Annotated in this window: 1 protein-coding gene; it reads left to right on the top strand. The window is 65.4% G+C overall.

All coding sequences use genetic code 11. The annotated features are described in order from the left end of the window. Positions 1-645: serine hydroxymethyltransferase (locus tag HWX22_RS31370; protein ID WP_175917002.1), on the top strand; the 645-nt coding region annotated here is incomplete at both ends.

The following is a 645-nucleotide window of genomic DNA, read 5'->3' as shown; positions in this document are numbered from 1 at the left end:
CGAAGACATCGACTACGACGCCGCCGAGAAACTGGCGAACGAACACAAGCCGAAGCTGATCGTCGCGGGCGCGTCGGCATTCGCGCTGAAGATCGACTTCGAGCGTCTGGCGAAGATCGCGAAGTCGGTCGGCGCGTACCTGATGGTCGACATGGCGCACTACGCGGGCCTGATCGCGGCGGGCGTGTATCCGAACCCGGTGCCGCACGCGGACTTCGTGACGACGACGACGCACAAGAGCCTGCGCGGCCCGCGCGGCGGCGTGATCCTGATGAAGGCCGAGTACGAGAAGCAGATCAACTCGGCGATCTTTCCTGGCATCCAGGGCGGCCCGCTGATGCACGTGATCGCGGCGAAGGCGGTGGCGTTCAAGGAAGCGCTGTCGCCGGAGTTCAAGGCTTACCAGGAGAAGGTGGTCGAGAACGCGCGCGTGCTGGCTGAAACGCTGGTCAAGCGCGGGCTGCGGATCGTGTCGGGCCGTACGGAAAGCCACGTGATGCTGGTGGACCTGCGCGCGAAGAACATCACGGGCAAGGCGGCGGAAGCGGCGCTGGGCGCGGCACACATCACGGTGAACAAGAACGCGATCCCGAACGATCCGGAAAAGCCGTTCGTGACGAGCGGGATCCGTCTGGGTTCGCCGGC

Source organism: Burkholderia sp. BCC1638 (assembly GCF_902833195.1).
In the GTDB taxonomy this organism is placed as follows: Bacteria; Pseudomonadota; Gammaproteobacteria; order Burkholderiales; family Burkholderiaceae; genus Burkholderia; species Burkholderia diffusa.
Note: the sequence above shows the minus strand (reverse complement) of the source record. Positions and strands in the feature narration are given on the sequence as shown.